General features: G+C 64.7%; 27 protein-coding genes. 19 read left to right on the plus strand and 8 right to left on the minus strand.

Going from position 1 to position 24346, the window contains the following annotated elements; genetic code table 11:
- Nucleotides 1-160 precede the first annotated feature (160 nt).
- The 4 genes from hisS (at nucleotide 161) to IP68_RS07570 (ending at nucleotide 4875) form a co-directional block, all read left to right on the plus strand.
- Nucleotides 161-1408, plus strand: coding sequence for a histidine--tRNA ligase (gene hisS / locus IP68_RS07555; protein ID WP_054134380.1), 1248 nt, complete (start codon nucleotides 161-163; stop codon nucleotides 1406-1408).
- 142 nt (nucleotides 1409-1550) lie between these two features.
- On the plus strand, nucleotides 1551-2639 hold the full coding sequence (gene prfA, locus IP68_RS07560) for a peptide chain release factor 1 (protein ID WP_054134381.1): 1089 nt from the start codon (nucleotides 1551-1553) through the stop codon (nucleotides 2637-2639).
- A gap of 184 nt (nucleotides 2640-2823) precedes the next feature.
- On the plus strand, nucleotides 2824-3669 hold the full coding sequence (gene prmC / locus IP68_RS07565; protein ID WP_054134382.1) for a peptide chain release factor N(5)-glutamine methyltransferase: 846 nt from the start codon (nucleotides 2824-2826) through the stop codon (nucleotides 3667-3669).
- A gap of 132 nt (nucleotides 3670-3801) precedes the next feature.
- On the plus strand, nucleotides 3802-4875 hold the full coding sequence (locus IP68_RS07570; RefSeq protein ID WP_082382206.1) for a DUF4167 domain-containing protein: 1074 nt from the start codon (nucleotides 3802-3804) through the stop codon (nucleotides 4873-4875).
- A 105-nt stretch (nucleotides 4876-4980) separates the two neighbouring features.
- On the opposite strand, the gene IP68_RS07575 is transcribed toward IP68_RS07570, so the two are convergent.
- Both IP68_RS07575 and IP68_RS07580 read right to left on the minus strand, forming a co-directional pair.
- Complete coding sequence (locus IP68_RS07575; RefSeq protein WP_017670538.1) at nucleotides 4981-5280, minus strand: DUF1153 domain-containing protein; 300 nt, start codon at nucleotides 5278-5280, stop codon at nucleotides 4981-4983.
- Nucleotides 5281-5287: 7 nt separating this feature from the next.
- Nucleotides 5288-5707, minus strand: a complete 420-nt coding sequence (locus IP68_RS07580; RefSeq protein WP_156317981.1) for a hypothetical protein — start codon at nucleotides 5705-5707, stop codon at nucleotides 5288-5290.
- 140 nt (nucleotides 5708-5847) lie between these two features.
- Between IP68_RS07580 and mnmA the strand changes: the two genes are divergently transcribed.
- On the plus strand, nucleotides 5848-6984 hold the full coding sequence (mnmA, locus tag IP68_RS07585) for a tRNA 2-thiouridine(34) synthase MnmA (protein ID WP_054134385.1): 1137 nt from the start codon (nucleotides 5848-5850) through the stop codon (nucleotides 6982-6984).
- A gap of 83 nt (nucleotides 6985-7067) precedes the next feature.
- The gene (locus IP68_RS07590) at nucleotides 7068-8372 is read left to right on the plus strand and encodes an alginate export family protein (protein ID WP_197275753.1); all 1305 of its coding nucleotides are present in this window, start codon (nucleotides 7068-7070) and stop codon (nucleotides 8370-8372) included.
- Nucleotides 8373-8383: 11 nt separating this feature from the next.
- On the opposite strand, the gene IP68_RS07595 is transcribed toward IP68_RS07590, so the two are convergent.
- Nucleotides 8384-8755 (minus strand): hypothetical protein, encoded by a 372-nt coding sequence (locus tag IP68_RS07595; protein ID WP_231683803.1) that lies wholly within the window; start codon nucleotides 8753-8755, stop codon nucleotides 8384-8386.
- A gap of 29 nt (nucleotides 8756-8784) precedes the next feature.
- Here IP68_RS07595 and IP68_RS07600 point away from each other — a divergent pair, with 29 nt between their 5' ends.
- Both IP68_RS07600 and IP68_RS07605 read left to right on the plus strand, forming a co-directional pair.
- Nucleotides 8785-9906: a serine hydrolase gene (locus IP68_RS07600; RefSeq protein ID WP_082382208.1), complete on the plus strand. Its 1122-nt coding sequence runs from the start codon at nucleotides 8785-8787 to the stop codon at nucleotides 9904-9906.
- A 57-nt stretch (nucleotides 9907-9963) separates the two neighbouring features.
- Nucleotides 9964-10575, plus strand: a complete 612-nt coding sequence (locus IP68_RS07605; protein WP_054134389.1) for a hypothetical protein — start codon at nucleotides 9964-9966, stop codon at nucleotides 10573-10575.
- Between the two features lie 64 nt (nucleotides 10576-10639).
- Here IP68_RS07605 and IP68_RS07610 read toward each other — a convergent pair whose 3' ends face one another.
- Together IP68_RS07610 and pdxH are read right to left on the minus strand one after the other, a co-directional pair.
- Nucleotides 10640-11449: a PhzF family phenazine biosynthesis protein gene (locus tag IP68_RS07610; protein WP_054134390.1), complete on the minus strand. Its 810-nt coding sequence runs from the start codon at nucleotides 11447-11449 to the stop codon at nucleotides 10640-10642.
- Nucleotides 11446-12024: a pyridoxamine 5'-phosphate oxidase gene (gene pdxH / locus IP68_RS07615; RefSeq protein WP_054134391.1), complete on the minus strand. Its 579-nt coding sequence runs from the start codon at nucleotides 12022-12024 to the stop codon at nucleotides 11446-11448. The genes IP68_RS07610 and pdxH overlap by 4 nt, the downstream gene beginning before the upstream one ends.
- Before the next feature lie 130 nt (nucleotides 12025-12154).
- Here pdxH and IP68_RS07620 point away from each other — a divergent pair, with 130 nt between their 5' ends.
- The 10 genes from IP68_RS07620 (at nucleotide 12155) to IP68_RS07660 (ending at nucleotide 21629) form a co-directional block, all read left to right on the plus strand.
- Complete coding sequence (locus IP68_RS07620) at nucleotides 12155-12616, plus strand: ABA4-like family protein (protein WP_054134392.1); 462 nt, start codon at nucleotides 12155-12157, stop codon at nucleotides 12614-12616.
- Nucleotides 12617-12695: 79 nt separating this feature from the next.
- Nucleotides 12696-13625 (plus strand): DnaJ C-terminal domain-containing protein, encoded by a 930-nt coding sequence (locus tag IP68_RS07625; protein WP_054134509.1) that lies wholly within the window; start codon nucleotides 12696-12698, stop codon nucleotides 13623-13625.
- A 14-nt stretch (nucleotides 13626-13639) separates the two neighbouring features.
- Nucleotides 13640-14533 carry a YihY/virulence factor BrkB family protein gene (locus IP68_RS07630; protein WP_054134393.1) on the plus strand — a complete coding sequence of 298 codons (894 nt, stop codon included), beginning with the start codon at nucleotides 13640-13642 and terminating at the stop codon, nucleotides 14531-14533.
- Between the two features lie 10 nt (nucleotides 14534-14543).
- Complete coding sequence (gene fabI / locus IP68_RS07635; RefSeq protein ID WP_054134394.1) at nucleotides 14544-15350, plus strand: enoyl-ACP reductase FabI; 807 nt, start codon at nucleotides 14544-14546, stop codon at nucleotides 15348-15350.
- 4 nt (nucleotides 15351-15354) lie between these two features.
- On the plus strand, nucleotides 15355-15597 hold the full coding sequence (locus IP68_RS07640; protein WP_054134395.1) for a DUF4160 domain-containing protein: 243 nt from the start codon (nucleotides 15355-15357) through the stop codon (nucleotides 15595-15597).
- On the plus strand, nucleotides 15581-15835 hold the full coding sequence (locus tag IP68_RS19735) for a DUF2442 domain-containing protein (RefSeq protein WP_197275754.1): 255 nt from the start codon (nucleotides 15581-15583) through the stop codon (nucleotides 15833-15835). Before IP68_RS07640 ends, IP68_RS19735 begins: the two co-directional genes overlap by 17 nt.
- Before the next feature lie 97 nt (nucleotides 15836-15932).
- A complete protein-coding gene (gene aroC / locus IP68_RS07645; RefSeq protein ID WP_054134396.1) occupies nucleotides 15933-17003 on the plus strand; it encodes a chorismate synthase in 1071 nt (356 codons plus the stop codon).
- 145 nt (nucleotides 17004-17148) lie between these two features.
- Nucleotides 17149-18498 carry an MFS transporter gene (locus tag IP68_RS07650; RefSeq protein ID WP_082382209.1) on the plus strand — a complete coding sequence of 450 codons (1350 nt, stop codon included), beginning with the start codon at nucleotides 17149-17151 and terminating at the stop codon, nucleotides 18496-18498.
- 41 nt (nucleotides 18499-18539) lie between these two features.
- Nucleotides 18540-20321 carry an SLC13 family permease gene (locus tag IP68_RS07655; protein WP_054134397.1) on the plus strand — a complete coding sequence of 594 codons (1782 nt, stop codon included), beginning with the start codon at nucleotides 18540-18542 and terminating at the stop codon, nucleotides 20319-20321.
- A gap of 69 nt (nucleotides 20322-20390) precedes the next feature.
- On the plus strand, nucleotides 20391-21629 hold the full coding sequence (locus IP68_RS07660) for a dicarboxylate/amino acid:cation symporter (protein WP_054134511.1): 1239 nt from the start codon (nucleotides 20391-20393) through the stop codon (nucleotides 21627-21629).
- Nucleotides 21630-21638: 9 nt separating this feature from the next.
- Here IP68_RS07660 and IP68_RS07665 read toward each other — a convergent pair whose 3' ends face one another.
- The 3 genes from IP68_RS07665 to IP68_RS07675 form a co-directional block, all read right to left on the minus strand.
- Entirely contained in the window at nucleotides 21639-22061 is a 423-nt protein-coding gene (locus tag IP68_RS07665) for a hypothetical protein (RefSeq protein WP_197275755.1), read from the minus strand.
- 77 nt (nucleotides 22062-22138) lie between these two features.
- On the minus strand, nucleotides 22139-23299 hold the full coding sequence (locus IP68_RS07670; RefSeq protein WP_054134398.1) for a M14-type cytosolic carboxypeptidase: 1161 nt from the start codon (nucleotides 23297-23299) through the stop codon (nucleotides 22139-22141).
- Entirely contained in the window at nucleotides 23296-23883 is a 588-nt protein-coding gene (locus IP68_RS07675; RefSeq protein ID WP_054134399.1) for a hypothetical protein, read from the minus strand. The genes IP68_RS07670 and IP68_RS07675 overlap by 4 nt, the downstream gene beginning before the upstream one ends.
- A 291-nt stretch (nucleotides 23884-24174) precedes the next feature.
- Here IP68_RS07675 and ykgO point away from each other — a divergent pair, with 291 nt between their 5' ends.
- Nucleotides 24175-24300 carry a type B 50S ribosomal protein L36 gene (gene ykgO, locus IP68_RS07680; protein WP_003046794.1) on the plus strand — a complete coding sequence of 42 codons (126 nt, stop codon included), beginning with the start codon at nucleotides 24175-24177 and terminating at the stop codon, nucleotides 24298-24300.
- The last annotated feature ends 46 nt before the right edge of the window (nucleotides 24301-24346 follow it).

Consider the following 24346-nt stretch of genomic DNA (forward strand, 5'->3'; position numbering starts at 1 on the left):
TCCACGGCTGCGAGGGGGGGGCACCCCTCCACCGCTGCGCGGTCCCCCTCCCCTTGCAGGGGAGGATTTTCGGTTATGGCCGCCACCATAACCCCCTGTCCCAAAAAAATGCACCCGCCTGTTTGGCGTCCGACCAAAAAGTCGCTAATGGCGGCGAAATATGGGCAAAATTACAACACCAGGCGCGATCCGCGGGACGCAGGACATCTTCGGGCAGGACCAGGAGCGGTTCGGCCATGTCGTCGATACGTTCGATCGCGTGCGCCGTCTCTACAACTTCCGCCGGGTCGAGATGCCGGTGTTCGAGGCGACCGCAGTGTTCGCCCGATCGCTCGGCGAAACCACCGATGTCGTCAGCAAGGAAATGTACTCGTTCGACGACAAGGGCGGCGATTCGCTGACCCTTCGGCCTGAATTCACCGCGGGCCTCGCGCGCGCGTACCTCACCAACGGCTGGCAGCAATATGCGCCGCTCAAGCTTGCGACGCACGGTCCGCTATTCCGCTATGAGCGCCCGCAAAAGGGCCGCTATCGCCAGTTCCACCAGATCGACGCCGAGATCATCGGTGCGGCCGAACCACAAGCAGACGTCGAACTGCTGGTGATGGCCGACCAGATCCTGCGCGAGCTTGGCATCACCGAAGGTGTGACGCTGCAGCTCAACACTTTGGGCGATGCCGCCAGCCGCGATGCCTGGCGTGCCGCGCTGATCGAGCATTTCCGCGCACATAGCGGCGATCTCTCGAAGGATTCGCAGGATCGTCTCGAGCGCAACCCCTTGCGCATCCTCGACAGCAAGGAAGCGCAGGACCGCCCCATCGCCGACAGCGCGCCCGATATCGACGCCTATCTCACCGACGAGGCGGGTGCTTTCTTCGAAAGCGTGACGAACGGCCTCGACGCCGCGGGTGTCGCCTGGACGCGCAATGCGCGACTTGTGCGCGGGCTCGATTACTATCGCCACACCGCGTTCGAGTTCGTCACCGACCGGCTGGGCGCGCAGGGTACGGTGCTCGGCGGCGGGCGCTATGACGGGCTGATCGAGAACCTCGGCGGGCCTCACACGCCTGCGGTTGGATGGGCTGCGGGCATCGAGCGGCTGGCGATGCTGTGTGACGATGCCGTGCTTGGCGGCGGGCTCGATGTCATCATCGCGCTGGAGGACGACCGCGCGCTCGCCGATGCCACGTCGGCGCAGGCCACCTTGCGCAACCACGGCATTTCGAGCGACATGATCGCCACCGGCTCGCCGCGCAAGCGCTATGACAAGGCGGCAAAGATCAACGCCAGCCTGCTGATTTCCTTCCAGCACGATGGCGCGGCAGCCAAAGCGAACATCAAGGCTGCGCCGGACAGCGAACTGCACGCAAGGGTTGCCGCGCTGCTGCAGAGTAGCGCCAGCAACTGATGCCCCCTGCCTCGCCTTCCCCCACCTTTCGTCGCCCCCCTGAACGTGTTTCAGGGCCCGTTTCTCCCCCCGCGTGTTGGATGGATGGGGCACGATGGGTCCTGAAACAAGTTCAGGATGACGAAGATTGCGAGCGTCTGCCATGACCCGCATCTCGCCCGAACGCATCGCGCAGATCGAGGCGCGGTATCAGGAGCTGCAGGCGCGGATGGCGTCGGGGGCGCTCGATGGCGAGGAGTTCGTGCGCACCTCGAAGGACTATGCCGAGCTCGAGCCGGTCGCGCGCGCGGCGGGCGAGGTGCGTCGGCTGCGCGCCGAGCTGGAAGTGCTCCAGGGCCTGATCGCCGCGCCCGAGTCCGAGCCCGAGATCATCGAGATGGCCGCCGAGGAAGCGCAGGACCTGCGCGAACGCCTGCCCGCAGCCGAACAGCAACTGGCCATCCAGCTGCTGCCGCGCGATAGCGCCGACATGCGCCCGGCGATGCTCGAAATCCGCGCAGGCACGGGCGGCGATGAGGCCGCGCTGTTCGCGGGCGACCTGTTGCGGATGTATTCGCGCTTTGCCGAAGAGCAGGGCTGGCGGATCGAGATCATGTCGGCCAGCGCTTCGGATGTCGGCGGCTTCAAGGAGGTCATCGCCTCGGTCAACGGCGCGGGCGTGTTCGCCAAGCTGAAATACGAAAGCGGCGTCCACCGAGTGCAGCGCGTGCCGGTGACCGAAAGCGGGGGGCGGATCCATACGTCAGCGGCCACCGTCGCGGTGCTCCCCGAGCCCGAAGCGGTCGATATCCAGATCAACGACAACGACCTGCGCATCGATGTCTATCGCGCGTCGGGATCGGGCGGGCAGCACGTCAACACCACAGACAGCGCGGTGCGCATCACCCACCTGCCCTCTGGTCTTGTCGTGACGCAGCAGGACGAAAAGTCGCAGCACAAGAACAAGGCCAAGGCGCTCAAGGTCCTGGGCGCACGGCTCTATGAGCTCGAGCGCAGCAAGGCCGCCGCGACCGAGGCCGATGCGCGCAAGTCGATGGTCGGATCGGGCGACCGGTCCGAACGCATCCGCACCTACAATTTCCCGCAAGGCCGGGTGACCGACCACCGCATCAACCTGACATTGCACAGGCTCGACGAGATCCTGGCGGGTGCGGGGCTGAGCGAACTGATCGACGCGCTTACCGCGCAGGACCAGGCGAGCCGGCTTGCCAACATGGAGATGGCGGGGTGATGGGTCATCGCTGCGCTGCCGGTGGGCCTTTGCGCTACAGGCAGACATCACTGATTCAGCTGAGGACCGGTCAATGCCGTACGCCCTGTCAAACCTCCGCTCAGCCTGAGCTTGTCGAAGGCACCGCTATACGGCCGGCGTGGGTGCGCGGCCTTCGACAGGCTCAGGCTGAGCGGGGTTGGTGATGACCATCGCAGAGGCACTGCGCGAGGCAACGCAGACGCTGGCTCGCGTCTCCGACACCCCGCGGCTCGATGCCGAACTGCTGATGGCGCACACCTTCGGCATCTCACGCAGCACATTGCTGCTGAAGCGAATGCGCGATGACGTTCCAGCTGCATTCGCCGCGTTGATCGCCCGCCGCTCGGCGCATGAGCCCGTGGCGTATATCACCGGAAGGCAGGACTTCTGGACGCTGACGCTCAAGGTAACGCCGGCGGTGCTGATCCCGCGCGCCGACAGCGAGACGCTGATCGAGGCGGCGATCAGTGCCCTGACCGAGCGGCCACCAGCGCGAATCCTTGACCTTGGTACCGGATCGGGCGCGCTGTTGCTCGCGGCGCTCGCGCAGTGGCCAGACGCGCAGGGCGTCGGCGTCGATGCCAGCGCCGACGCGCTGGCCATCGCGCAGTCGAATGCCAGCACGCTCGGCTCTGGCGATCGCGCCCGGATGCTACCCGGCGACTGGCGCCAGCCCGGCTGGTGGGACGCGCTGCCTGCCCCGTTCGACCTGATCGTTTGCAACCCGCCTTATGTGGAGACCACGGCCATGCTCGCGCCGCAGGTGATGGAACACGAGCCGCACTGCGCGCTGTTTGCAGGCGAAGACGGTCTGGATGATTATCGCATCCTCATCCCTGCGCTCCCCGCACTGCTTGCGCCGCAAGGCATCGCGATCCTCGAGATCGGCGCGGGCCAGCGGGAGGATGTTGCTGCGCTGGCAACCGCAAGCGGCTTTGCCGTGGATTGCCGACAGGACCTCGCCGGACACGACCGCGCACTGATATTGCGTCCCGGAAGGCCGGATTGATATTTCGCTTGGCAAGGCATTGGCTACCCGCTACCACCCGTACAGCAAGGCAGGTGACGTTGGCAGATGGCCCGTCACGCTTGCTGACCCCAGTCATCTTATTAGGGCAGCTATCAAGGCCACTCAAAGCGGATGAAAGGCTTGGGACGCGCCGCGCACCACAGGGTGTCGGGCTGCACGGGCGCGCAGAGGACACGCAGGCAATTTGCGACTGATAAGGAAGCGTCTAAATTGAACAACAATCGTGGAACGAGCCGTCGTCGCGGCCGTGGCAATAACCGTCCGCAGCCCACTGGCCGGAGCGGTGGCATGGACCAGGGCAACCGGATCGACAGCCGGGCGCGTGGCAATGCCACCCAGATGCTCGAAAAATACAAGAAGATGGCGCACGATGCGCAGATGAACGGTGACCGCGTGGCCACCGAATATTATCTGCAGTTTGCCGATCACTATTTCCGCGTGCTCGCCGACAACCGCGCCCGGCAGGACGAATATCGTCGTCCGCGCGAGGACCAGGGCCGCGATGCCGGCGGCGATTACGCCGATGACGATGACGACAACGGTGGCTATCCCGGCCAGGGCAACAGCCAGCGCGGCTACACCTCTTCGCTCGATCACGCCGACGAACAGTCGCGCGGCAATCAGGATGACGATCAGGACGAAGGCGACGACGACAACCGTGGCAACATCCGTCCGGTGAACCGTCAGAACGAGGGGCGTCAGAACGAAGGCCGCCAGAGTGAGGGCCGTCAAAACGACAACCGCCAGAACGAAGGGCGTCAAAACGAAGGCCGTCAAAACGACGCACGGCGGGAACGGCGTCCGCGCGAGGACCGTCCCGACCAGCGCGACACCAATCGCGATGCCAACCGCAACGACGATACCGGCGGCGAGCGTCCGTCGCGCCAGCGCAACGAACGGACGCTGCGCCCGCAGCCGCGCGACGATGCTTCGCAGGCGCCCTCGCCCGCAGCATCGAGCGATGGCGACCAGGCACCGCCGCGTCGCGGCCGCGGTCGTCCGCCCCGCGCTGTCGAAGCATCAGAAGGCAACGGCCTGGATCCGATGATCCTGCCGCCCGCCATCGGTGCCGCGCCCGAGACAGCCTCTGCCGAGTCCGAAGCCGCCAAGCCCAAGCGCCGCGCAGCTCCGCGTCGCAAGGCGGCGGAATCGGGCGATGTCGAAGCAGCCGCAGCCGATAGCTAAGGCGTCGGATTTCCTGCCCCCGACGGGGCAGGAACCGCAAACAAGAAAGGGGTGCGATCCGGCATGGATCGCACCCCTTTCTCGTTTGCGGTTACCCGGCCGGTGTCAGTAGCGCTGCTGGCGCTCGTACAGATCGCGGTAATGCTGGATACGGGTCACCCTGAGGCCGGGCATGCCCGACCGGTCGACAGCCCGCTGCCACGAGGCGAATTCTTCCAGCGTCAGATCGTAACGCTCGCACACCTCGTCGATGGTCAGCAGCCCGCCATTAACGGCAGCCACGACCTCGGCCTTGCGACGAACCACCCAGCGCTTCGTGCCGGGGGCCGGCAGATTGTCCAGCGTCAGCGGCTCGCCGAGCGGACCGATGACCTGTGCTGGTTTGATTTTCTGATTCTCGATCATCATGTCCTCAAAAGGCCTGATTTGTAAAAAGGGGTGCGTGGGAACGGAGTAACCGAGCGGCTTTGCGATTGACTGAAGCAGAATGGTAAACGTCAGTTTCACCTTGCTGCTGCGCCACGCCGAACCGGTCGAGCGCCACGGCAAAGTGCGGATTGAAGCTTCCCCTGGCAACATGGTCGGCACTGCCGGTACCGGCAAACAGCGCCATCAGCGCATCCTTGCGGGGACGTGCAGCAGGCTCCGCCAGTCGGCCATGCCTGCGCGCCATCACCGGCGCAAAGGCCAGCACGCGCAGGATGTCCATATCCAGCCGACGCAGGCTGATCGCAGCGCTGCTGACCGGAATGGGCGTGTCGTGGGGGAAGTTCATTTCCATGTTGAGCCGTCTACCAACCAATCCGTAAGAGCAGGTAAAAGCTGCCTTCATCGCTGATTAGCCTTGGTTAATTCGGCATGACCAGCGGGGGGAGAGCCCCGGATTTCCGCCATTTCGAAGCCGAAAGGAACCGGCAAAATTTTGCCGGTGCGGGGTGGCAGAAAGCTGCCGCGACCGCTACATGATGCCCCATGAACGCTCTTCCCACCCCCGATTTCCAGCTGAACGGCGATATGAAGGCCCGGCGAATCGTCGTGGCCATGTCGGGCGGAGTCGATTCGTCGGTGGTCGCAGGGCTGGCCGCGGCAACCGGCGCGGAAACGATCGGCATCACACTGCAGCTTTATGATCATGGCGCAGCGGTCAAGCGCGCAGGATCGTGCTGTGCCGGGCAGGATATCCGCGATGCGCGCGCGGTCGCCGATGGCCTCGGCATATCGCATTACGTGTTCGACCATGAAAGCCGCTTCCGCGAATCCGTGGTCGAGCGGTTTGCGGACGAGTATATGGCGGGACGCACCCCGATCCCCTGCATCCAGTGCAACATGGGGGTGAAGTTCACCGACCTGCTGCAGATGGCGCGCGATCTGGGGGCCGATTGCCTCGCCACCGGCCACTACGTCCGTCGCATGACGGGTAGCGATGGCCGCTCCGAACTGCACCGCGCGCTCGATCCGGCGCGCGACCAGAGCTATTTCCTGTTCGCGACCACCGATGCGCAGATGGATTTCCTGCGCTTCCCGCTAGGCGATCTGCCCAAGCCCCAGGTGCGCGCGCTGGCGCAGCAGATGGGGCTGATCAATGCGGCCAAGCCCGACAGCCAGGACATCTGTTTCGTCCCCGATGGCGATTATGCCTCGGTGGTGCGCAAGGTCCGCCCCGATGCCGACACCGGCGGGACGATCGTGCACATCGACGGCCGCGTGCTGGGCGAGCACAAGGGGCTGATCCATTTCACCATCGGCCAGCGCAAAGGGCTCGAGATCGGCGGCCAGCCTGAGCCGTTGTATGTCGTGAAGCTCGATGCCGCGACGCGGCGCGTCGTCGTCGGCCCGCGCGAAGCGCTGGCGACCCGGGCTGCGCAGATCGTCGACATGAACTGGATCGGCGGCGCCTATGAAGGGCCGATGGAGGTCAAGGTACGCTCGCTGGCCAAGCCCGCGTCCGCGCGCATCGAGGGCACCGGTGCCGACCGGCGGCTGGTGTTCCTGCGACCCGAATACGGCGTTGCGCCGGGACAGGCAGCGGTGCTCTATGCCGGCACCCGCGTGCTCGGCGGCGGCTGGATCGCCAGCACCGAGCCGGTCGAGCCCGCACTCGCCGCCTGAAGCGGTTCGCTCTCAACAATCCACGCCAGTTGGGCTATCCCGGTCATCAGGGGACGAGTGTGCGCATATTGCCAGCCTTGATGATGACAGCGGTAGCTGGGCTGGCCTCCCCGGTGTGTGCGCAGGCGCCCGCAGAGGACGGCCTGACCATCTCGGGCACCGTGCGCGTCCGCTATGAAATGCTCGAGGGCCAGTACCGCCCCGCTTTGCCCCCGCGCGACGATGCCCTCACAACCCAGACCGCGATCGCCCTAGATTATCGCAGCGGGCACTGGCACCTGTCCGCCGAGTTGATCGATGCGCGGGGCTATTGGATCGATGCACCCGGCGCCGTCAGCACCAGCGAGGTCGACGCGATGGAGCTCAGCCGCGCCTCGATCGCCTATCGCGACGGCCCGGTCGAGATCACCGCGGGGCGGCTGCATCTCAATCTGGGTTCGCGCAGGCTGGCGGCGCGCAACGCGTTCCGCAACACCACCAACAGCTTCACCGGGCTGCGGCTGGACTGGCACGGGCGCAGCGGCGACACGCTGACCGCCTTCTATACGCTGCCGCACACTCGGCTGCCCTCCGACCGGGCGGCGCTGATCGACAACCGGGTGCGCTGGGACCGCGAGAGCTTCGACCTTGCCTTCTGGGGGGCGCATTACACCCGCCCCGACCTGTTCGGCGGCATCACGCTGCAGGCCAACATCTTCCGCCTGAACGAGCGCGACGGCGACAACGGCCCCAACCGCAACCGCCAGTTGCTCACCGCAGGTGCGCGGCTGCATCGCGCGCCGCAGGCGGGGAGCTGGGATATCGACATGGAGGGCGCGGTGCAGACCGGCAGCATCCGCCAGTCGATCGCGCCGGGAGCGCCCCGCCAGGATGTCCGCGCGTTCTTTGCGCATGCAGAGCTTGGCTTCAGTCCCGACCTGCCGGGGCATCCGCGGATTTCGGCGCTGTTCGATATCGCCAGCGGGGATGATCCGCGCAGCGCGAGCTTCACGCGGTTCGACACGCTGTTCGGCGCGCGCCGCTGGGAATTCGGACCCAGCGGGATTTTCGGCGCGCTGGCGCGGACCAACATCCTCGCGCCGGGGCTGCGGCTGGAAACCGCGCCCGCCCCGCGCTGGGACGTGATGGCGCTGTGGCGACCCATCTGGGTGCACAGCCGCCGCGACCGGTTCAGCAACACCGGCCCTGCCGACCCGACCGGCACATCCGGTCGCTTTGCAGGGCATATGATCGAGGTCAGGCTTGGCCATTGGCTGGTCGAGAACAGACTGCGGCTTGAGGCTGGCACGGCGGTGCTCACCAGTGGCGCGCTGCTGGAGACTGCACCCAATGCGCCGCGGTTCGGCGATACGCGCTATGCCTATGGCCAGATGACAGTGAGCTTCTGATCCTTTGCGGATCAGCGCACTGCCTCGCGCTGCTTGTCGGTCATCAGCACGCAGCCCCAGCCCTGGCGGTATTCCGCGCTTTCGCTGGCCATCAGCGGAACCGTGGCATCGATTCGCTTGGCATTGCCGGCTTCGCTGAGGCTGACGATCTCCATCCCCGGCTCGAAATCCTTCTCGCAATCGTCGAGGCCGCGCCCCCCGATATAGCGGCACGAGCACACCACGCGCGCAGAATAGGCAGCGCCGGTCTGGCTGTAGGCGCGCATTGCGGGCAGAGCGTAGATGATGGCCGCGACCAGCAGCAGCGCCAGCGCCAGCAGCACCCATTTGACCCTGCCGCGCCCGCTGCCGCCCTGCATTGCGCTGATATTTCGAGTTGCCATTGATCCCCGCCTGATTGATGGAAGCACGCATGAAGCACCGCATCCTCCTTGCCCTTGCCGCAACCGGCCTTCTGGGCGCAACCGCTTTCAGCCTTTACGGCATCGAGAGCAAGGCCGCCGACGGCGGCGAGACGATGATCGCGGCGGTACCGGGCGTGTCGACGGAAGCGCTGAATGCCGAGATCGACCGGCTGTTTGCCGAAGACGAGATGGAAGAGACCCGCGCGCTGCTGATCGTGCGCGGCGGCGAGATCGTCGCCGAGCGTTATGCGCCGGGCTATGACCGCGACACCCGTTTCATCAGCTGGTCGATGGCCAAGAGCGTGACCGCGGTGCTGGTCGGGCTGATGGTCGCCGATGGCAGGCTGGCGCTCGATGCCCCCGCCCCGGTGCCCGACTGGCAGCGCCCTGGCGATCCACGCGGCGCGATCACGCTGCGGCACCTGCTGCACATGGCATCGGGGCTGCAGCATACCGAGGCAGGTGATCCACCCTATGAATCGGACGAGGTGCGGATGCTGTTCCTCGACGGGCGCGACGACATGGTGCGCTACGCCGCCAGCCAACCGCTGGAGGCCGAGCCCGGATCGAAGTTCGAATATTCGACCAACACCACCGTGATCCTCAGCGACATCATCACCCGGCAGCTGACCGACAGCAAGGACCCCGAGGTCCGCCGCCGTGCCATGCTCGATTATATGCGCGGGCGTCTGTTCGAACCTCTGGGCATCACTTCGATGGTCCCGGAGTTCGATTCCTCGGGCACGATGATCGGCGGATCGATCATCCAGGGCAACGCGCGCGACTGGGCGAAGTTCGGCGAGTTCCTGCGCAACAAGGGCTCGATCGCGGGCAACCAGTTCCTGACGCGCGGCTGGGTCGATTTCATGCTCACCAGCTCGCCCAACAATCCTACCTATGGCGGACATATCTGGCTCAACAAGCCGAACGCCGCCGGGCAGCGCAAGATTCTCTATCCCGATCTGCTGCCCGGCGACGTCTTCGCGGCGCAGGGCCATCTGGGCCAGTTCGTCATCGTCAGCCCCAGCCAGCGGCTGACGATCGTGCGGCTGGGCAAGACGCAGGACAACGAACTGGACCCGGTCAAGGCGCAGCTCGGCAAAATCGCGGCGCTCTTCCCCAGGGGATAGGCGGATCGGCCGCGGTCTGGCACACTGCGCCCCGGACTGGGAACTGGGGGACACGGCATGGGCTGGAGCAAACGGAGCGCTGCCATCGCAGCGATGGTGATGGTGACGATGGTGCCGGCCCATCCGGCGCTGGCGGAAACGGCATCGCAGGACGCAGCGGTGCCGGCGGGATCGCATGCACCTTTCGTCGCGGCGGATTTCCAGGTGCCGACGCTGGTCGAAGCGCCCGGGTTCAAGGTCGTCCCGCTGGGCCCCGAACTGGTCGATATCGATTTCGCAGCCTACATGTCCTCGATCGAGCACCTGCAGACGACCTTCACCCGCTCCACCAGCTGGCCGCACGCCAACGTGTCCGCCGCCGATGCGATGAAGGACATGCAGACCGAGCAGGCGCGGTTCGCCAAGCGCGAGTCCTTCGCCTATGCGGTGCTGACCCCCGACGGCAAGCGCGAGCGCGGCTGCGTCTATGTCTATCCCAGCGATGTTCCGGGATATGACGCGGTGGTGACGATGTGGGTCACTAAGGCCGAGTTCGATGCAGGCTTCGATGCGGAGCTTTACGCCTGGGCGACCGAGTGGGTGGCGAAGGAGTGGCCGTTCGCGAAGGTTGCTTATCCGGGGCGGTCAATCGACTGGGCAACCTGGGATGCGAAGGTGGCGGCGAAATAGGCTTTAATATGGGCTGAACATAAGCGCTCTCCCCTCCCGCCTGCGGGAGGGGAGAAACTTGAGATCAGCGCAGCCGAAACGTCCCCGTCACCACGGTGACGCAATGGCCGCCGAGCACCGCGCGGTCGCTGTCGAGCGTGCAGTGCAGCAGGCCGCCGCGCTTGCTGGCCTGGAATGCGGTGAAGCTGCTGCGCCCCAGCCGTGCCGCCCAGAACGGGGTGAGCACCGCGTGCGCCGATCCCGTGACGCTGTCCTCATCCACCCCTGCCCCCGGCACGAACACCCGGCTGAGCACATCGGTGTCCTTGCCCGGCGCAGTGCAGATGAACTGGTGATCGCCCAGCGCAGCCAGCGCCTTCATGTCCGGCGCAAGCGCCACCACGTCATCGGCATGGTCGAACAGCAGCACGTGATAATCGCCGGGATAGACATGATATTCCGCCGGAAGCGCGCCAAGCGCCGACGTCCAGTCGGGCAGCGGCGCCGGCGATGGCGCATAGGCAGGCAGCGACAGCGCCAGCCGATCGCCGTCGCGTGTCACCACCAGCACGCCCGCTTTGCGCGTGGCGAACCGCACCGTGTCACCGGCAAAGCCGTTCTCGAAGGCATAATGCCCCGATGCCAGCGTCGCATGGCCGCACATCGCGATCTCGACCGCAGGCGTGAACCAGCGCAGCTCGTAATCGGCATCCTCGCTGTCGCTGGGCACGATGAACGCGGTCTCGGCGAAGTTGTTCTCCTCACCGATCGCCTGCAGCACCGCATCGTCGAGCCAGGCATCAAGAGGCATCACCGCTGCCTGGTTGCCGGTGAAGGGCTGGTCGGCAAAGGCATCGATATGGCAGTAGGGCAGCGTTGCGGGCGATTGGGTCATGGGTACAGCAGTCCTTCATCCCAGCCGGTGGAAGTGCGGGTGAACACCCGGCGGTGGTGCAGCCGGTGGTCGCGATCCTCCCAGAACTCGATGCGCTGCGGCACGACACGAAATCCTGACCAGTGCGGCGGGCGCGGCACCTGGCTTTCGGCGAACCGCGCTTCCACTTCGGCAAAGCGCTGCTCGAAGATGGCGCGCTCTGGCAGTGGCCGCGACTGGTCGGATGCCCAGGCACCCAGCTGCGAATCGCGCGAGCGGCTGGCGAAATAGGCATCGGCCGTCGCATCGTCGACCGGCTCCACCGGGCCTTCGATGCGGATCTGGCGGCGCAACGATTTCCAGTGAAACAGCAGCGCGGCCTGCGGATTGGCGAGCAGTTCGCCCCCCTTGCGGCCCTCGTAATTGGTGTAGAACACGAACCCGTCGGGACCGTGCCCCTTGAGCAGCACCATCCGCACCGAGGGGTACCCGGCTGCATCGGCAGTTGCGAGCGCCATGGCGTTGCTGTCGTTGATCTCGGTCTCGCGGGCGCGCCCATACCATTCGTCGAACAGTGCAAAGGGATTGTCAGCCATAATCTTGCATCCTGAAGGTGCCGGTTTCATTGACTGCCTTAATCAGATAAGACAGTGCAGTGGTGTCGGTGCGTCTTAGCGCGCAACGCGCTGGCGATGAACAGGATTTTGCAAAAGGGCTTTGCATCCGATGTGGGAGCAGATTTTCGGGGTCGCCAACCTGCTGGCGATGATCGCCTGGGTGGTGCTCATCCTGGGGCCCCGGCGAGAGATCGTGATGCGCGCGGTCTTCTTCGGTCCGCTGCTGGTGCTGGCGCTGGGCTATGTCACCGGGCTGACGCTTGTTCTGACCGGGGCGGTTCCGACCGGCGGCGGCGCGAACTTTGCGTCGATCGAAGGCGTGCGCAGCATCTTCTCGAGCGACCCGGGAGTGACGATCGGCTGGGTGCATTATCTCGTTTTCGACCTGTTCGTCGGGCTGTGGATCGCGCGCAACGCCGACGCCCATGGGCTCGATACGCTCAAAGGCCGGCTGATCCAGGCGCCGATCCTGTTCTTCACCTTTGCCGCTGGGCCATTCGGACTGGCGCTGTATATCGCGCTGCGGGCAATTTTTTTGCGCGGCCGCTCGGCTCATCTGATACCGGCTTGAAAATAGCCCTGCCCCAACCCCAGATATTGTTGTAAATCGGCAACAATGGACATTCTCACCAACGATGGCGACCACATTCATGGCTGATCCCTATGCAATTCTCGGCGTGTCCAAGGGCGCGAGCGAAAAGGACATCAAGAGCGCGTACCGCAAGCTCGCCAAGGAACTGCACCCAGATTACAACAAGGACAATGCAGCAGCCGCAGCGCGCTTTTCCGAAGTGACGCGCGCCTATGACCTGCTTTCCGACAAGGACAAGCGCGCGCGGTTCGATCGGGGCGAGATCGATATCGACGGCAATCCGGCGGCGCCGTTCGGATTTGGCGGCGGCCGCGGCGGATTTCGCCAGCAGGGCCGCGCGAACGAGAATGCGGGTTTTTCGGGCTTCGGCAATGACGGCGTCGACTTTGCCGATATCTTCGACGGGCTGTTCGGCGGTCTGGGGGGCGGCAGCACCTATCGCGGCGCGGGCCGCAGCAGCGCGCCCAAGGGCGCCAATGTCGCCTACAAGCTGGCGGTCGATTTCACCGATGCCGCCGCGCTGAAGCCGCAGCGGATCACGCTGGCCGATGGCAAGACCATCGATCTCAAGCTCCCCAATGGCGTCGAGACCGGAACCAACATGCGCCTGTCGGGCAAGGGCCAGCCCGGCCCCGGTGGCGCGGGCGACGGCATCGTCACCATCGAGGTGCGTAGCCACCGCTTCTTCCGCCGCGATGGCGACAATGTCCGGCTCGATCTGCCGATCACGCTCAAGGAAGCGGTGGCCGGCGGCGAGGTGCGCGTGCCCACTGTCGATGGCGCAGTGATGATGAAGATCAAGCCCGGCAGCCAGTCGGGCCAGCAGATGCGCCTCAAGGGCAAGGGCTTTCACGGCAAGACCGGAGTGCGCGGCGACCAGATCATCGAGCTCCAGATCCGCCTGCCCGAGGGCGGCGATGCCGCGCTGGCGCAGTTCGTCGAGGGCTGGCAGGCCGATTACGACCCGCGTTCAGGCCTGATAGCCTGAACCGTCAGCCAGCAATGCCGCTTACCGATCTGTTGAACCCGCACCACTTCCGGCGCGCCTATGCCAAGTCGCTGAAGATCGTCCGCGAGGTCGTGGGCAACGTTGCTGTCCATGGCGGGGTGGTTGCCGGCAATTTCGCGTATCTGGCGCTGCTTACCATCTTTCCGTTTTTCATCGTCGCCGCCGCGATGGGCGGAGTGTTCGGGCGCAGCGAATACGGCCAGCAGGCGGTCAACGCCTTTCTCGCCGCGGTTCCGCCCAGCACCGCGTCGGTGATCGCAGCACCGATGGAATCGGCGATGAGCGCGCGCACCGGCCCGCTGCTGTGGCTAGCGGTGATCGTCGGGCTGTGGACCACCGGCAGCCTGATCGAAACGATCCGCTCGCTGATCCGCCGGGCTTATGGCGCCACCTCGGACAAGCCGTTCTGGCGCTACCGGCTGGGGTCGATGGCACTGATCATCATCGCGGTGATCGCCACCATGCTGGCGCTCAGCATGCAGGTGGTGCTGGTGGGGGCGGCAGAAGTGATCGCCGCCAGCTTCCGCTTTCCCGAAGACGCGCTGTCGCTGGTCGCCTTCAGCCAGCTGTTCACCTTTCTGGTGCTGCTCGGCATGCTGTATCTGGTGTTCGGAATGCTCACCCCGACGGTCTATCGCCGCGCAGGCCACCCGATCTGGCCGGGCCCGCTGTTCATCAGCATCTGGTGGATGGTGAGCCTTTCGGTGCTGCCGTTTTTCCTCAGCAATTTTGCCGACTACGACCTCACTTATGGCAGCCTTGCAGGCGTGATGGTCAGCCTCATTTTCTTCTTTCTCATCGGCCTTGCTATGGTAATCGGGGCCGAACTCAACGCGGCCATCGCGCGCGCGCGCGGCGGTGTGTCGCAAGCAACAGCTATTGAATAAGGATATCTCCATGAACGGTTTGATGCAGGGCAAACGCGGCCTGATCATGGGCCTGGCCAACAACAAGTCGCTGGCCTGGGGCATTGCGCAGCAGCTTGCCGCGCAGGGCGCAGAGCTGGCCTTTTCCTATCAGGGCGAAGCGCTGGGCAAGCGGGTCATCCCGCTCGCGGCTGAACTGGGCAGCGATTTCACCTTCGAATGCGACGTGTCGGACATGGACGCGCTCGACAGCGCTTTCGCCACGCTGGCGACACGCTGGCCGACGATCGACTTCGTCGTCCACGCGATCGGATTTTCGGACAAGAACGAGCTGCGCGGACTGTATGTCGACACCAGCCTCGAAAACTTCCTGATGACGATGAACATCTCGGCCTATTCGCTGGTCGCGGTTGCCAAGCGCGCCCGGCCGATGATGCCCAATGGCGGATCAATCGTGACCTTGAGCTATTACGGCGCCGAAAAGGTCATCCCGCATTACAACGTGATGGGTGTCGCCAAGGCCGCGCTGGAGGCGAGCGTAAAGTATCTCGCCAACGATCTGGGGCCTGAGAATATCCGCGTCAACGCGATCTCCGCAGGCCCGATCAAGACGCTGGCGGCGAGCGGCATCGGCGATTTCCGCTACATCCTCAAGTGGAACGAATACAACGCCCCGATGCGCCGCAACGTCACGATCGAGGATGTCGGCGGCGCTGGCCTCTATCTGTGCTCGCACCTGTCCTCGGGCGTCACCGGCGAAACCCATCATGTCGATGCCGGCTATCACGTCGTCGGCATGAAGCAAGAAGACGCCCCGGATATCGCGCTGGATCAGTGAGGCAGTGCCAACCGTCCTGAGAGATCGCGGGTTTCGCTATTTCTTCTATTCGGACGAAGGCAGTCCGCTAGAGCCTTGCCATGTTCATGTCAGCAATGGCGATGGCGAAGCGAAGTTCTGGGTTGGCGATGATGTGACGGTGGCATACAATCGCGGCCTCAACCGGCGCGATCTGGCCTTTGCCATGATGGTCGTACGGGCAAAGCGCAGTCAGATCGAAAGGGCCTGGCATGGATATTTCTATTAGCCCGACATCCGCCCGGTGCGATGAGGACACCCTGTGGGTTAATCTGTCTGATGGACGCACCATCGGAGTGCCACTGGCGTGGTTTCCCCGTTTGCTCGACGCGACGCCAGAACAGCGGGCAGCGGTTACGCTGTCCCCTGCCGGGCTGCATTGGGAAGAGATTGATGAGGATATTTCCGTTGCAGGCCTGATTGCGGGACGGGGTGACATGACGCGGCCCTCGTCGCGCGCGGCATAGGCTGACCGCACCGACGCACCGAAAACGTCTATCTGGACAGTGCAGCCGCAATCCCGCAAAGCGCGGGAAATCATCCTGTGCCTGAACGGACTTACCCATGAGCTTCAACACCTTTGGCCGCGTTTTTCGCTTCACCACCTGGGGGGAAAGCCATGGCCCTGCGCTGGGCGCGGTGGTGGATGGGTGCCCGCCGGGGCTGACCCTCAGCGAAGCCGACATCCAGCCCTTCCTCGATGCGCGGCGCCCCGGCACCTCGCGCTTCACCACACAGCGGCAGGAGCCCGATGCGGTTCGGATCCTCTCGGGCGTGTTCGAAGGCCGCACCACCGGCACCCCGATCTCGCTGATGATCGAGAATGTCGACCAGCGCTCCAAGGACTATAGCGAGGTCGCCAAGGCCTATCGCCCCGGCCATGCCGATTACGCCTATGACCGGAAATACGGATTTCGCGATTATCGCGGCGGTGGCCGGTCGAGCGCGCGCGAGACTGCGGCGCGGGTGGCGGCAGGCGGGGTTGCGCGGCTGGTGATCCCCGAAGTGACTTTGGTCGCCTATGTCGCCGAACTGGGCGGCGACAGCATCGACCCTGCCCGCTTCGACGCCGCCGAGATCGCCCGCAACCCGTTCTTCTGCCCCGACCCCGAAGCTGCAAAGCGCTGGGAAGCGAAGGTCGATGCCGCGCGCAAATCGGGCAGCTCGCTGGGCGCCGTGGTCGAATGCGTGGCCACCGGCGTTCCTGCCGGCTGGGGCGCGCCGCTCTATGCCAAGCTCGACAGCGAGCTGGCCGCCGCGTGCATGTCGATCAACGCGGTCAAGGGCGTCGAAATCGGCGACGGCTTTGCCGCCGCGCGGCTGAGCGGCGAGCGCAATGCCGACCCGATGCGCCCCGGCGCCGATGGCGATCCCGAATTCCTCGCTAACCATGCCGGCGGCATTGCAGGCGGCATCTCGACAGGCCAGCCAGTGGTGGTGCGCGTCGCCTTCAAGCCGACCAGCTCGATCCTGACCCCGGTCGAGACAATCACCCGTGATGGCGACGCCAGCGAGATCGTCACCAAGGGCCGCCACGACCCGTGCGTCGGCATCCGCGGCACTCCGGTGGTCGAAGCGATGGTGGCGCTGGTTCTTGCCGACCAGAAGCTGCTGCACCGCGCGCAATGCGGCTGATTGTGGCGGGTCTGACACCCTCCCGTTGACGTAAACGTCACAATTCGTCGAACAGCGATTGCCACCCCAACGGTTCTGGGTCTAGCATCCCTCCAACAGCAGCCGCACGCCCGCAGGGGCGCCAAGCGGCGCGACAGGAGAGAGAATGACCGTAACCCGCACAGGCGCAGGAGATACCCTGCCGCCGGCCGGATTGGCCGTAACCGCAGCGCCTGCCGCCACTGCCCCGACCTACACCGCCATGCCCCGCACGATGCTGTGGACGCTGATGATCATCTACATCTTCAATTTCCTCGACCGGCAGATCGTCTCGATCCTGGCCGAGCCGATCAAACGCGATTTCGGGCTGAGCGACACGCAACTGGGGCTGATGACCGGGCTCGCCTTTGCGTTGTTCTACACGCTGCTTGGCATTCCGATTGCGCGCTATGCCGACCGCAGCACCACCAACCGGGTGTCGCTGATCGCATGGTCGGTGGCGATCTGGTCGGCGATGACGATGGCCTGCGGCGCGGCGCGCACCTTTCCGCAACTGCTTCTGGCGCGCGTCGGCGTGGGCGTTGGCGAAGCCGGGTGCACGCCTGCTGCGCACTCGCTGATCAGCGACAGCGTGCCACCGGAGAAACGTTCATCCGCGATCGCGTTCTATGGCCTCGGCATCCCCATCGGATCGCTGCTGGGGATGGTGATCGGCGGCGGTCTCGCCGATGCCTATGGCTGGCGCACCGCCTTCATGGCCGTGGGCCTTCCGGGCCTTGTGCTGGCGGTGCTTGTGCCGTTCCTGATGAAGGAACCGCGCCGGGTCGGCATGGTTGCCGGGGACCGGATGCCCAAAGCCAAGGTGCAGGTGCCGGTGGGCGAAGCGCTGCGCGAGCTGGCGACATCGCGGTGCTTCGTGCTGCTGTGCCTGGCAGGCGGGCTGATCGCCTTCCTGTCCTACGGCAAGACCGTCTGGGTCTCGGTGCTGTTCATCCGCAATTTCGGGCTCACCCCCGGGGAGACGGGCCTGTACCTCGGCGTCTCGCTGGGTGTGGCGAGCATGATCGGCACCTGGGGCGGCGGCAAGCTGGCAGATCACTTCGGCAAGCGCGATCGCAAGCATATGCTCACCGGTCCCGCCATCGCCATTGCGGTGGCTGCACCCATGCTTTTCCTCGCCTATTCCGCCAGCGACTGGCGCGTAGCATTGGCGTTGCTGATCCTGCCGACCGCGATGAACATCATGTATTACGGCCCGGTCTATGCCTGCGTCCAGGGGCTGGTGCGGCCTGAACTGCGCGCGGTGGCCGCATCGGTCATGCTGTTTTCGCAGAACCTGATCGGGCTGGGCCTGGGCCCGTTGCTGTTCGGCGTGATGTCCGATGCCTTCCAGCCGCTGGCAGGCGCCGACAGTGTCCGCTGGGTGCTTTATGGCGCAGCCTGGCTGGGCCTGATCCCCGCCTTTCTGTTCTGGCGCGCGAGTTTGAGGCTGACACGGGAACTCAAGAGTGGGTAAAGCGTGATCGAGTGACGTGGTGAAGGGGGACCACACAGCCGATGGAAGACATCCGCCTGTTCATTGAAACTTGGCAGGCCCAGATCGGTCTTGTCATCCTGGGGCTGATGTTCGTCGGCTTTGTTATGGAACGCTTCCCCGCCGCGGTGATTGCGATCCTGGGCGCATGCTCGTTCCTGTTCCTGGGCATCATCGATTCCAAGCAGCTGTTTTCGGTCTTCTCGAACAGCGCGCCGATCACCATCGGGGCGATGTTCATCCTGTCGGGCGCGCTGCTGCGCACCGGCACGATCGACGCGATCGCCGGCGCGATCATCCGACGGGCGGGCAAATATCCTCGGTTGGCGGTGGGCGAGATGTTCCTGGGCGTCTACGTCGCCTCGGCCTTCATGAACAACACGCCGGTGGTGGTGGTGATGATCCCGATCATCCTCAAGCTTGCGCAAGCGACCGGCTATTCGGCCAAGAAGCTGCTCATCCCGTTGAGCTTTGTCTGCATCCTGGGCGGCACCACCACGCTGATCGGCACCTCGACCAACCTCATCGTCGATTCGGTAGCGCGCGGCAACGGGCTCGCGCCCTTCGGCATCTTCGAGATCACACCTTATGGCCTGATCGCGGGCGTGGCCGGCATGATCATGCTGGCGGCGTTCAGCTCGTGGCTTCTGCCAAAGGGCGACGATGGACTGGCCGGTAGCACCAGCGACGAATTGTTCCTCACCGAACTCACCATCCGCAATGCCTCGACGATGCGCGGCAAATCCCTCTCTGAAACTGCGATCGCCAAGCGATCCAAAATAGCGGTCACCGCGATCAAGCGCGACGGCCGCTATATCCGGCACAACCTCGCGGCCGAGATCCTCCAACCGGACGACATCCTGGTCATCCGCACCGAGCTGCCCGAACTGATGTCGCTGCGCAAAAGCGCCGACTTCAAGGTCGGCATTGTGCGCAAAGGCGATGTCGGCGCGATGGGCGAAGTGGTGGTGGAGGCGATGGTCGCGCCCAGCCATCCCAGCATCGGCAACCGGTTGTACGACATCCCCTTCCTGTCGATGCTCAACGTGCGCATCCTGGGCCTCAGCCGTTTTCGCAACCTGCCCCGTTCCGATCTGCCCAACGCCAAGATCCATGCCGCCGACAAATTGGTGGTGACCGGGTCGAAGGCGGACATCGCGCGGATGTACGAGAACCCCAATCTGTTCGGCGTTGCCAGCACCAGCGCGCGGGCCTTTCGCCGCGACAAGGCGCCGCTGGCGATCGGTGCGCTGGCCGCCGTCGTGCTGCTCTCGGCGTTCAACGTCGTCGCGATCGAGGTGGCCGCGATCCTCGCGGTCGGCTTCATCCTCATCGCGCGCTGCATCGATGCCGAAGAGGCGTGGGGTTCGATCGACGGCAATGTGCTGGTGCTGATTTTCGGCATGCTCGCGGTCGGGCTGGGGCTCGAGCAGGCAGGCAGCGTCAACATCGTCGTCGATGCGCTCGCGCCGTATCTGGACGATGTTCCGGTCTGGGCGGTGGTGTTCGCGGTCTATGTCCTTTCGGTGCTGCTGACCGAGATCATCACCAACAATGCCGTCGCGATCATCGTCACGCCCATCGTCATCAAGCTGGGTATGGACCTTGGCATCGATCCGCGCCCGCTGGTGATTGCGGTGATGTTCGCCGCGTCGGCGAGCTTTGCCACCCCGATCGGCTATCAGACCAACACCCTCGTCTATGCTGCCGGCGGATATCGTTTCACCGACTTCTTCAAGGCCGGCATTCCGCTCACCATCGGGGTTGGCCTCGCGACCTGCTTTGCCATCGTTGCGCTGAGCTGAGGTGCTGCTGCGCTTGCGGTGACTGCCTGCGATGTCTAGCGTCGGGCGCTCTGGTTGAGCAGAGGAAGCATTTTGGGTTTCTGGTTTCGTATTCCGCTTTGGCAGCGCGTTATCGCTGCCCTTATCCTCGGCGTCATTACCGGGCTCATCTGGGGTGAAGGCGCGGTCGCGATAAAGTGGATCGGTGACCTGTTCATCCGCGCGATCAAGATGCTGGTCGTTCCGCTGATCTTTTTCTCGCTGGTGGCGGGCGTGGCCTCGATCGGCGATCTGCGCAAGCTGGGTGCGGTCGGTGGGCGCGCGATGCTGCTGTTCCTCGTCACCGGCCAGCTGGCGGTCATCCTGGGCCTCACCATGGCCACTTTGGCCAAGCCGGGAATGGGCGTGGATGCCAGCCTCGCCGGGGTGACGCAGCCCCCTGCCCCGCCCCAGACATCCGCAACCGAGATGATCCTCAAGATGGTGCCGGAGAACGTCGTCGAAGCCATGGCGACGATGGATGTGCTGGCGCTGATCGTGTTCTCGCTGCTGCTCGGCATCGGCATCCTGATGGCGGAAAAGGACGGCGAACCGGTCGCGAAGATCTTCGATTCCGGCGCGATCATCATGCAGAAGGTCACCATCCTGGTGATGGAGCTGACCCCCTTTGGCGTCTTTGCCCTGATGGCCTGGGTCGCAGGGACGTTCGGGTTCGAGGGACTGATCCCGCTCGCCAAATTGGTGGCGCTCAATTACATCGGATGCGCGATCATCATGCTGGTCATGTATTCGGCGATGATCAAGTTCATCGCCCGGCTGCCGGTGATCGATTTCTTCCGCGGCATGATCGACGCCATTGCGGTGAGCTTTTCCACCGCGTCATCCAACGCCACCCTGCCCGTCACCTTGCGCTGCACCCAGCGCAACCTGGGGGTATCGCCCAGCGTGTCGAGCTTTGTCGTGTCATTGGGCGCGACGATCAACATGAACGGTACAGCGATGTATCTGGGCCTAGCCACGCTGTTCGGTGCGCAGATCTTCGGCGTCGATCTCAGCTGGGGGGATTATGCGATGATCGCGGTGACATCGACGCTGGGCGCGGTGGGTGCCGCGGGCATTCCGGGCGCCGGGCTGATCATGATGGCACTGGTGTTCGGATCGGTGGGCGTTCCGCTGGAAACGATCGCGCTGGTGGCGGGCGTCGACCGCATCATGGACATGATCCGCACCACCACCAACATCACCGGCGATGCCGCCATCGCGGTCACCGTCGCGGCGATGACCGGCGAGCTCAACCGCGGAGAAATGATCTCGGACGACGACGTCTGAGGCAGACCGCTATTTCGCCTTCTTGACCAGCTTGACCGGAGTGAATTCACCCAGCCCGCAGCTGGCGCCAGGCATCAGCCCGCCGCCCACGTTCTGCAGCACGGTGATGATGTCGACATTGCACAGCTGGGTGAGCGAGGTCGAATAGGTGAAAGCGCGATCAAAGCCCAGGCTGCCGCACTGGTTGGGCAGCTGGTTGCGATACACCCGGCCACCCGACAGGATGAAATCGATGGTGCGATCGTCGCGCACCTGGGTGCTCCGGATCTGCGAAAGGTTGATGCAGCTCACCGGCTCGCCGACCACCTCCGCGGCGGGGACCTTCGATTTCTTGGGCGCGGCATCCTGTGCGTTCGCCAGCGGCTGCAGCGCGAAGAGCGCAGCTCCCGTGGCGAACAATCCGGCAGCGATCAGACGACGGTGAAGCGGCATGGCGGCGGTCCTTCAAGTTCTGGCCATGCCAAGAATGCCTCAACGCGCCTTGCTTGGCCATGAACAAAGGACGGCGTTCAGCCCGCCACCATTTCCGCCAGAACCGCCAGGCAATCATGCGCCAGCAGCTTGGAACGCTCCGGGCTCCAACCCTGGTCGGGATCGGGCAGGTCGTCATTGTCCTTGAACGGCATTTCCAGCGTCATCGCCACGCAGCCATGCGAAGCGCCGAACCGTTCGGCCAGCTGGTTGGTCGACATCGACAGATTGGCCCGGCCCGCATGTGCGCGCGGATAGCCCTGCTTCGTCTGGAAATCGGGCGTGCGGCTGGCCAGCAGATCGCGATAGCGCTCGTAGCGAGTGCCCTGGTCCTCGGTCCACGAAGGGATGCCGTCAAAGCCCGCGATGAACACATGCGGGATGGCCTCGTCGCCATGCACGTCCATCGCCCAGTGAACTCCGGTTGCGTCCATGGCATTGCGCACGCACAGCACTTCGGGGCTGCGGTCGGCGCTCGGCTCATGCCACTCGCGGTTGAGATTCACCCCTGCGGCATTGGTGCGCAGATGGCCGCGTGCAGAGCCGTCGGGGTTCATGTTGGGCACGATGTGCAGCGTGCACTTGCTGCGCAGCAGACGCGCATGCGGGTCAGCCGGATCGGTGAGCTTTTCAAGCGCGCCTTCCATCCACCATTCGGCCATGCTTTCGCCCGGGTGCTGGCGGGCATAAAGCCACACCTGAACAGGGCCTTCGCCCATTTCCAGGCAGTCGATCGGCTGGCCTTCGATGCTGAGCCCAAGCTCGCGATGGCGCACACCGGCGCGGCTGGCGATCTCGGCGACCAGATCATGGTGCCGTTCGATCGAATAGGGAGCGAAATAGGCGAACCAGGCGACCCCGCCGGTCATCTGATAATGGATCGTCAGCGTGCCGGCATTGACATCATAGGAAGTATCCGTCCGCCCCCAGAAATCGCGGTCCTCGCTGACGCAGGCCCGGTATCCGGGCCAGCCGCCCGGATAGGCCGAATCCTTCAGACCCGTGATCACCAGCTCGAGCTCATCACCCGGCTGTGCCGCCACACGGAAATGGAACCACTGGAAGAAGTCCGAATCCTTGTCCTTGCGAATCGCAAGTTCGGCCCGAAACTTGCCGGTTGGCGTCGGGGAAACCGATTGGACGACGATGTTACCGGAATCGAAAGCGCAAGAAATGCTGGGAATTTTGGTCTGGGTCATGGGACCTTGATAGTCGCTCCGGATTCGCCGGGGAACCCAGTAAACAGCCCCTGCGCAAGTTTGGCGGCGTTGAGCTGGGTCTCGGCCATCGGCGTTCCAGCCTTCGCTTCCACCGTGGCGCGCCCTTCCCACAGCACCACGCCGTCGCCCGAGCGGATGTTGGCGAACAGCTCGGTGGCGATGCGGTCCTTGGGCCGTCCCCCCAGATTGATGCCGATGCCGACGCCCAGACCCGATCCGAATCCACCGGTCCCGCCCCCTACACCCACGCTGACGGGATTGCGCTCACCCCCTGCGGGCGAGAGCACCATCCGCTCGATGCGAACCGTCGCGGTCTGCACATCGCGGCCGCTGCCGGCTCCCACCGGGAGCACCTGATAGCCGACGCGTTCCAGCTCTCGCTCCACCGCGGCGGCATAGCTGCGATATTCCAGCGAGCCCGCGTCCATGCCCTCGCCTGCGGTCACGCGAATCGATCCGCGGCCAAGTTCGCTTGCACGGTCGGGCGAAACAAAGCGGACGGCCTCAACCGGTCCGGCAGGCGACACGCAGGCACCTGCCAGCAACGCCGCGGCGGCGGCCATACTGACCGCAATGCTGCGGGATGTGCATGAAAAGCCCATGATGTTCGCGCCCTTTCCTGTTTCAGCGAGCCTTGCCCGCATTGTTGCTGCCTAACGCAACCTGTGATGAATGACCAATGAAGCGCATAAAAATCCGTTCCATCCCCGGCAGCGATGCTTGACTTTGCCTGCCCTGCCACGTATCCGCGCCGCTTTCCGGCATGGAAGCTCCAGCACGGCATTCGCGTGACATACGCGGGGTCGCAAGGGGCTTTCGCTGCATCAGAAGTTTCAATCAAGGGCCTGAACGTCATGAAGATTCGCAATTCGCTGAAGTCGCTCAAGGATCGCCATCGCGACAACCGCGTGATCCGTCGTCGCGGCCGCACCTATGTGATCAACAAGACCAACCGTCGCTTCAAGGCCCGCCAGGGCTGATCCGGCAGCGGCGCGCCCATCGGGCCGCGCCGTGTCTTGAAGCTGC

The sequence above is a fragment of the Blastomonas sp. AAP25 genome (genome assembly GCF_001295965.1).
In the GTDB taxonomy this organism is placed as follows: domain Bacteria; phylum Pseudomonadota; class Alphaproteobacteria; order Sphingomonadales; family Sphingomonadaceae; genus Blastomonas; species Blastomonas fulva.